This window comes from Morganella psychrotolerans, from assembly GCF_001676155.1.
In the GTDB taxonomy this organism is placed as follows: domain Bacteria; phylum Pseudomonadota; class Gammaproteobacteria; order Enterobacterales; family Enterobacteriaceae; genus Morganella; species Morganella psychrotolerans.
The window spans coordinates 66,071-74,582 of record NZ_LZEW01000003.1; the positions used below are offsets into that span (position 1 = coordinate 66,071).

Annotated in this window: 3 protein-coding genes, 1 tRNA gene, 1 rRNA gene and 1 pseudogene; 2 read left to right on the forward strand and 4 right to left on the reverse strand. The window is 50.2% G+C overall.

The features are described from left to right. Positions 1-601: 601 nt before the first annotated feature. Positions 602-4,282 (reverse strand): methionine synthase, encoded by a 3,681-nt coding sequence (metH, locus tag AYY16_RS09025; protein WP_067365287.1) that lies wholly within the window; start codon positions 4,280-4,282, stop codon positions 602-604. A 336-nt stretch (positions 4,283-4,618) separates the two neighbouring features. On the opposite strand from metH, the gene edd reads away from it, so the two are divergent. After that, the gene (gene edd / locus AYY16_RS09030) at positions 4,619-6,454 is read left to right on the forward strand and encodes a phosphogluconate dehydratase (protein WP_067365290.1); all 1,836 of its coding nucleotides are present in this window, start codon (positions 4,619-4,621) and stop codon (positions 6,452-6,454) included. A 37-nt stretch (positions 6,455-6,491) separates the two neighbouring features. Then, positions 6,492-7,133 (forward strand): bifunctional 4-hydroxy-2-oxoglutarate aldolase/2-dehydro-3-deoxy-phosphogluconate aldolase, encoded by a 642-nt coding sequence (locus tag AYY16_RS09035; protein WP_067365293.1) that lies wholly within the window; start codon positions 6,492-6,494, stop codon positions 7,131-7,133. A 49-nt stretch (positions 7,134-7,182) separates the two neighbouring features. Here AYY16_RS09035 and metA read toward each other — a convergent pair. The 3 genes and pseudogenes from metA to rrf form a co-directional block, all read right to left on the reverse strand. Then, positions 7,183-8,113, reverse strand: a pseudogene (gene metA, locus AYY16_RS09040) (homoserine O-succinyltransferase MetA). 147 nt (positions 8,114-8,260) lie between these two features. Next, positions 8,261-8,337: transfer RNA gene (locus tag AYY16_RS09045), tRNA-Asp, on the reverse strand. A 49-nt stretch (positions 8,338-8,386) separates the two neighbouring features. Further along, positions 8,387-8,502: ribosomal RNA gene (gene rrf, locus AYY16_RS09050) — 5S ribosomal RNA — on the reverse strand. Between the last annotated feature and the right edge of the window lie 10 nt (positions 8,503-8,512).

The window sequence follows — 8,512 nt, forward strand, 5'->3', positions numbered from 1 at the left end:
CGGACCATCACATTACATGATCATTTCCGACAGATAATAAGGAGAATAAAAACAGATCTGCTACAAAAGGATACCGGCCGGTTATCCTGAGTAATATCACATCACTGTTCAGTGGCAGGTTTTACTGCAACCGGAAGGGTCAGTTCACAACTTCCAGGGATGAAGACACGTATCTGAAATTCTGTTTTTTCACCAAATGGTTCTCCTTTTTTAAAACATGAAGAACTAATGCCTTCCTCATGTCCGTTTACCGAATGACACATTTTCGGACACACAGAAACCCGATGCTTACTGATGCATATTCTATCCCCGATCTCACGGGAGACATGCATGGAAAGCGGTGAACACGGTATGTCAGTTTCAGCCCGACAACTGCCGGTAAATATACCGCATGTTATCAGGGCAGCAAAAATAACCAGCCGGTAATGCAAAAACGATTTCATATTATCTCCTTTTGTACTGATAGCAGAGCAACTGAATGTTGCACTATCCACTATACTCAGGGCATCTCCGGGTAGTTAACGCAAACCCGGACAGGAGACTGATAAGGCTTATATATCCGGAAAATCCGCAGAAAAAAGCCCCTTTCGGGGCTGTGATATCAATCTTCCGGGTCATAACCCAGATTCGGCGACAGCCAGCGTTCAAGCTCTTTAACCGGCATATTTTTGCGCGCGGCATAATCCTCAATCTGATCTTTCTGAATCTGTGCGACAGCAAAATATTTACTTTGCGGATGGCTGAAATACCAACCGGAAACTGATGCCCCCGGCCACATAGCATAAGACTCTGTCAGGCGCATCCCCGTACGGGTTTCAACATCCAGCAGATCCCATATTTTACTTTTTTCCGTATGCTCAGGACATGCCGGATAGCCCGGTGCCGGGCGGATCCCCTGATAATTTTCACGGATCATGGCGTCATTATCCAGGTCTTCATCCGGACTGTAACCCCAGATGGTTTTACGCACCTGCTCATGCAGATATTCAGCAAACGCTTCCGCCAGGCGGTCTGAGAGTGCTTTTACCATGATTTTATTATAATCATCATGAGCTGCTTCAAACCCGGCCGCTAATTCATCTTCCTCAAGCCCGCCGGTCACTGCAAAAGCACCAAGGAAATCAGGAATTCCTTCAGGTGCGACAAAATCTGCCAGACAGGCATTAGGGAAGTTATCTTTCTTTTGTGTCTGCTGGCGCAGATGACAACTGTACAGCAAAATTTCCTCACGCAATTCATCCCGGTACACTGCAATATCATCACCAATGCGGTTTGCCGGGAAGATCCCGACAACGCCACGCGGAGTCAATGAGCCGGAGCGATCAAGCTCATCCAGCATGGCGTTTGCATCCTGAAATAAACGCGTTGCTTCTTCCCCGACCACCTCATCCTTCAGGATGCGCGGGTATTTTCCGGCAAGTGACCAGGTCATAAAGAACGGAGTCCAGTCAATATAACGGCGCAAAACAGAGATCGGCGCACTGACTGATTTTACCCCGGCAAATTGCGGACGCGGCGGCGTATAACTATCCCAATCAATCACCACTGCATTTTCCCGCGCCTGCGCCAATGTCACCGGAGCCGAACGCGGCTGACGGCGGGCATACTGGTCGCGGACCACTTCATACTCTCTACGGGTACGGGCAACAAAGTCATCCCGCTGTTTATCTGACAGTAATGCCGCCACCACACCCACGGTACGCGACGCGTTCTGGACATAGGTTACGGCACCGCTGTAATTCGGTTCAATCTTTACGGCAGTGTGCGCTTTGGATGTCGTCGCACCACCAATCAGTAACGGCAGTGTGAAGCCCTGGCGCTCCATCTCTTTTGCCACATGCACCATTTCATCAAGAGACGGGGTAATAAGCCCTGACAAGCCGATAATATCGACTTTCTTTTCAATCGCTGTCCGCAGAATGGTTTCGCACGGCACCATAACGCCGAGGTCAATAATTTCATAGTTATTGCACTGCAACACCACGCCGACAATATTTTTGCCGATATCATGAACATCGCCTTTCACGGTTGCCAGCAGCACCTTACCGGCACTGCTGCCGCTGGCTTTTGATGCCTTAATATACGGCTCAAGATAAGCAACCGCCTGTTTCATCACCCGGGCTGATTTCACCACCTGCGGCAGAAACATTTTACCTTCGCTGAACAGGTCACCGACAACATTCATACCGTTCATCAGGGGGCCCTCAATCACCTCCACCGGGGTCGCAGCACGCTGACGGCTCTCTTCGGTATCCTCAATAATAAATTCGGTGATCCCTTTTACCAGCGCATATTCCAGCCGTTTTTCCACCTCCCATCCACGCCATTCCGCCAGTTGCGGCGCAATTTCATCTCCTTTGCTGTCACGGAATTCCTCTGCCAGCGCCAGCAGACGATCTGTTGCCTCATTATTGCGGTTCAGAACTACATCTTCGACGGCATCACGCAGCGCGGGCGGTAAATCATCATAAATCGCCAGTTGCCCGGCATTAACTATCCCCATATCCATTCCGTTGCGGATGGCGTAATAGAGGAATACGGCGTGGATAGCTTCACGCACCGGGTCGTTGCCGCGAAAAGAGAAAGAGACATTCGATACCCCGCCGGAAATCATGGCATGGGGCAATGTGGCTTTGATCTCCTTACAGGCTTCAATAAAATCAACCGCATAGTTATTGTGCTCAGAGATCCCCGTTGCCACTGCAAAAACGTTCGGGTCAAAAATAATATCTTCCGGCGGAAAACCGACCTTCTCTGTCAGGATGCGGTATGCGCGCTGACAAATCTCCACTTTGCGCTGACGGGTATCCGCCTGCCCGGTTTCATCAAATGCCATCACAATCACAGCCGCGCCATAGCGCAGCACTTTTTTGGCATGATCAATAAAAACGGCTTCTCCCTCTTTAAGGGAGATGGAATTCACAATACCTTTGCCCTGGACGCATTTCAGTCCCGCCTCAATCACCTCCCATTTTGAGGAGTCAATCATAACCGGCACACGGGCGATATCCGGTTCACCGGACACCATATTGAGAAAGCGCACCATCGCCGCCTGAGAGTCCAGCATGCCCTCATCCATATTGATATCAATAATCTGTGCGCCGTTTTCCACCTGACTGCGCGCAACAGCCAGCGCTTCCTGATAGTCCCCTGCCTTAATCAGCCGCTTGAAACGGGCAGAGCCGGTAATGTTTGTCCGCTCGCCCACATTCACAAACAGTGAATTTTTATCAATTGTCAGCGGTTCAAGACCCGCCAGGCGACAGGCTACAGGGCGCTCCGGCAGAACACGCGGCGCGATATCCGCAACTGCCTGCGCAATCGCGCGGATATGCTCCGGGGTGGTTCCGCAGCAACCACCGACAATATTCAGCAGCCCGGACTGTGCCCATTCGCGGATATATCCCGCCATGTTTGCCGCATCCAGGTCGTACCCGCCAAACGCATTCGGCAGACCGGCATTGGGATGCGTACTGACATAACACTCAGAAATCCGCGAAAGCTCCGCAACATACTGGCGTAATTCTGCCGGACCCAGGGCGCAGTTAAGCCCGAAAGAGAGCGGGCGGATATGACGCATGGAGTTATAAAATGCTTCGGTTGTCTGCCCGGTCAGTGTCCGCCCGGAGGCATCCGTAATAGTGCCGGAAAGCATCACCGGCAGTTTGATGCCCAACGCTTCAAATTCAGTTTCTACCGCATAAATTGCTGCTTTGGCATTGAGTGTATCGAAAATAGTTTCGATCATAATGATATCTGCACCGCCACGGACTAACGCCCGCACGGAACTGCGGTAGGCATCAACCAGTGCATCATAGGAAACATTGCGGTAAGCGGGATCATTCACATCAGGGGAAAGAGAGGCTGTTCTGTTTGTCGGCCCCAGAATGCCTGCAACATAGCGGGGTTTCTCCGGCGTTTTTCGCGTCCATTCGTCGGCACACTCACGCGCCAGTTTTGCCGCCGCTTCATTGATTTCATCAGACAGGGACTCCATCTGATAATCCGCCATTGAAATAACAGTGGAGTTAAAGCTATTGGTTTCAATGATATCTGCACCAGCCTCAAGGTAGGCAAGATGGATTTCACGGATAATATCCGGCTGAGTGATGGATAAAAGATCGTTATTGCCTTTCAGATCCACAGGCCAGTCAGCGAAACGTTCCCCCCGGTAACCGGCTTCATTCAGTGCATAGCGCTGGATCATTGTCCCCATTGCACCATCCAGAATAAGGATCCGCCTGGTGAGTATTTCTTTTAATTCGCTGAATTTATTATCCATGTTCTGACTCCACTCCGTATTACCCTGATTTAAACAGACGTCTGAACGTCTATACTAACACAGCTTTTACTGAGTACATCAAAGACCAACCTGAGCGTTTTTCATGTTGAAGCCTGCAACAAACCCGCACAACCGGATTTTCCCGGTTATTCGATCTGCACCGAAAGCTTTCTCGTTTCAGCTAAAATTTGAGGTTGATCATACTTCCTGGTATGAATTGCGCCGAACAGTTGCAAGAACCCTTTGGTCTGTGTAAATGTTACCGGTAACAATGCATATTAATGATACTGCCGACATTGAAACAGTACGGCAGATACCCAGCCGGGAGACAACATCATGACACATTCAGCTTATCCGCCGGTTCATCAGCGCCTTTCAGACATCACTGCCCGTATTACTGAGCGTTCGCGCTTATCCCGCACCCGTTATCTGAAAAAAATCAGCACCGCGCGCAGTAAAACAGTTCACCGTGGTCAGTTAGCCTGCGGAAATCTGGCGCATGGTTTTGCCGCCTGCCAGCCGGAAGAGAAACAACAGTTACGTAATATGGCGCACAACGATATCGCAATTATCACCGCCTATAATGATATGTTGTCAGCTCATAAGCCGTATGAACAGTATCCGGAGCAAATCAGGGCAGCACTACACCGCGCCGGAGCAATTGGTCAGGTGGCAGGTGGTGTTCCTGCAATGTGTGATGGAGTAACTCAGGGTCAGGATGGTATGGAGTTGTCGCTGCTGAGCCGCGATGTGATTGCCATGTCAGCCGCCATCGGTTTATCCCATAATATGTTTGATGGCGCACTGTACTTAGGGATCTGCGACAAAATTGTTCCGGGAATGATGATGGCGGCACTCTCTTTCGGGCATCTGCCGTCTGTTTTTATTCCTGCCGGTCCCATGACCAGCGGTCTGCCGAATAAAGAAAAAGTACGGGTGCGCCAGTTATTTGCTGAAGGAAAAGCCGATCGCCGGGCGCTGCTTGATGCCGAAGCGGCGTCTTATCATTCAGCCGGAACCTGTACTTTTTATGGCACAGCAAATACTAATCAGATGATGATGGAAATCATGGGGCTGCATCTGCCGGGATCTTCCTTTATCCAGCCTGGTTCACCGCTGCGTACTGCACTGACTGACGCGGCAGCGCAGCAGGTTGTCCGCTTTACGGAGAACAGCGGTAATTATCTGCCCGTTGGTCAGTTGGTGGATGAGAAAGTAATCATAAACGGCATTGTTGGTCTGCTGGCAACCGGCGGATCGACCAATCTGACAATGCATCTGGTCGCGGTTGCCGCTGCTGCCGGTATTATTATTAACTGGGACGATTTTTCTGAACTGTCAGATATTGTGCCGCTGCTCAGTCGCATCTATCCGAATGGCCCGGCGGATATTAACCAATTTCATGCCGCCGGCGGATTACAACTGATTATCCGCGAATTACTCGGCCTGGGGCTGCTGCATGAAGATGTCCATACTGTCGCCGGATATGGTTTATCCCGTTATACACAGGAGCCGTGGCTGGATAACGGGGAACTGAAATGGCGCGAAGGCGCGATCAATACCCTGGATAACAGTGTCATCGCACAAGGTTGCACTCCATTTTCTTCTCATGGCGGCACAAAGGTACTGAATGGAAACCTGGGGCGTGCAGTAATGAAAACATCTGCGGTCCCGGTGGGTAATCAGGTGATTGAAGCACCCGCCATGATTTTTAACAGCCAGCATGACATCGTTCCTGCCTTTGAAGCCGGGTTACTGAATAAGGATTGTGTTGTGGTGGTGCGCTTCCAGGGTCCGCAGGCAAACGGAATGCCTGAGTTGCATAAACTGATGCCGCCGCTGGGTGTGCTGATGGACAAAGGCTATAACGTGGCGCTTGTTACTGACGGGCGTTTATCCGGAGCATCAGGCAAAGTGCCTTCTGCTATCCATGTTACCCCGGAAGCTTGTACAGGCGGGTTACTGGCAAAAGTCTGTGAAGGTGACCTTATCCGGGTCAACGGACAGACCGGCGAGCTGACACTGCTTGTCGATGAGACTATTTTAGCCACCCGGGAAGCCGAACAACCGGATCTCAGTGCTGAACATGAAGGAACCGGACGCGAATTATTCGGTGCACTGCGCACGCAACTGTCCGGTGCGGAAGAAGGTGCCTGCTGTATCCGTTTCTGAACCTTTTTTAGATTTGATGATAAAAGTGAGAGTAATAATGAATAACTGGAAAATAAGTGCAAATTCAATCTTAACAGCAGGACCCGTTGTGCCTGTTATTGTGATCGATGAACTGCACCAGGCTGTGCCGCTGGCCCGCGCGCTGATCGCCGGGGGAGTGCGTGTCCTTGAAGTGACATTACGCACCAGTTGCGCCATTGATGCAATACGCACTATAGCACAGGAAGTGCCTGAAGCGATTGTCGGCGCAGGTACAGTGACTAATTCGGAACAATTAAAAGCGGTTACAGAAGCGGGTGCGCAGTTTGCTATCAGTCCGGGCCTGACGGATGCCCTGCTGCAAGCGGCTGTGGACGGACCGATTCCGCTGATCCCGGGAATTTCAACAGTATCCGAATTAATGACAGGCATGAATTACGGACTGGATAACTTTAAATTTTTCCCGGCAGAGGCTAACGGCGGCGTCAGCGCCCTGAAAGCAATCGCAGGTCCGTTTTCGCATATCCGGTTCTGCCCGACAGGCGGAATAAGTCTGAGTAACTATCGTGATTATCTCGCACTCAACAGTGTGCTGTGTGTCGGTGGATCCTGGCTGGTGCCTGCGGATGCTATCCGTGATGGTGACTATGCGCGTATTACAACTCTGGCTGCACAAGCCGTTGCCGGTGCAACAGCCTGATTATTCAGACTCGATCTGTTTTTGCCACCGCAATGGTGGCATTTTCAGTTTAGTCCCGGCTGGGGTTCATGATACTCAGATCAAAGGGCGTTATCTGATAAACACAATAATTCAGCCAGTTAGAGTAGAGAAGATGCCCATGTCCGCGCCAGCTTGAAACCGGCGTTTGTTGCGGATCGTCTCCCGGAAAATAGTTTACCGGCAGCTCAGGTGCTAACCCGGCATCAGCATCCCGCCAATATTCATTCGCTAATGTATCGGCATCATATTCCGCATGCCCGGTAACATAGACCTGTCGTTTGTCTTTACTGGCAAACAAATACGCACCTGCCTCTTCTGACACGGCAAGAATATCAAGATCCGCGTGATCACGGATCATCGATTCCGGAAAATCAGCATTACGGGAGTGCGGAGCAAAAAATTGTCCGTCAAACCCGCGGGTCAGCAACGCATGCGGCATCAATGTTGTATGGCGGTATACGCCTGAGAGTTTTTCACTCAATGTCTGTTTGGGAATATTGTATAAGGTATTCAGTCCCGCCTGCACAGCCCAGCAAACAAAAAGTGTTGATGTAACATGCGTTTGCGACCAGCGAATTATTTCATCAAGCTCCGGCCAGTAATTGACATCATTAAAGTCAACCAATCCGAGTGGTGCGCCTGTGATAACTAATCCGTCAAAATTCTGTTCCCTGATCTCCTCAAAATCACAATAAAAGGCATCCAAATGTGCTTTTGGTGTATTTTTAGATTCATGATGACTGATACGGAGCAGTTGAATATCCACCTGAAGCGGCGTGTTTGACAATAACCGCAGAAATTGCAGCTCTGTTTCTATTTTTTTTCGGCATCAGATTTAAAAACAAGACTTTCAGCGGTCGGATATCCTGAAACTGTGCCCGCGAAGACGTCATTACAAAGATATTTTCATCACGAAGATCAGTCACTGCGGGGAGTTCATCAGGGATACGGATTGGCATGGCAGGTTATTCTCCTTGTTATTTTGGACATCTGGACATCTGAAAATAACGAAAAACCGTCATGATGTCGAGAGTAAAACCTCAAGGTGAATTTATTTCATACAAAACACAAAACCCCGATAGTTTCCTATCGGGGTTAATGTTTGTTGGCGGAACGGACGGGACTCGAACCCGCGACCCCCTGCGTGACAGGCAGGTATTCTAACCAACTGAACTACCGCTCCGCATATCTTTGCGTGACTGATGCATTTCTGCATCCTCACTTAATGTAAAACCTGGCGGTTCCCTACTCTCACATGGGGAGACCCCACACTACCATCGGCGCTACGGCGTTTCACTTCTGAGTTCGGCATGGGGTCAGGTGGGACCACCGCGCTAGTGCCGCCAGGCAAATTCTGT

Excerpts from the sequence above, each read along its gene's own strand:
- metH (WP_067365287.1), bottom strand. The coding sequence starts at position 4,282 with ATGGATAATAAATTCAGCGAATTAAAAGAAATACTCACCAGGCGGATC.
- edd (WP_067365290.1), top strand. The coding sequence starts at position 4,619 with ATGACACATTCAGCTTATCCGCCGGTTCATCAGCGCCTTTCAGACATC.
- AYY16_RS09035 (WP_067365293.1), top strand. The coding sequence starts at position 6,492 with ATGAATAACTGGAAAATAAGTGCAAATTCAATCTTAACAGCAGGACCC.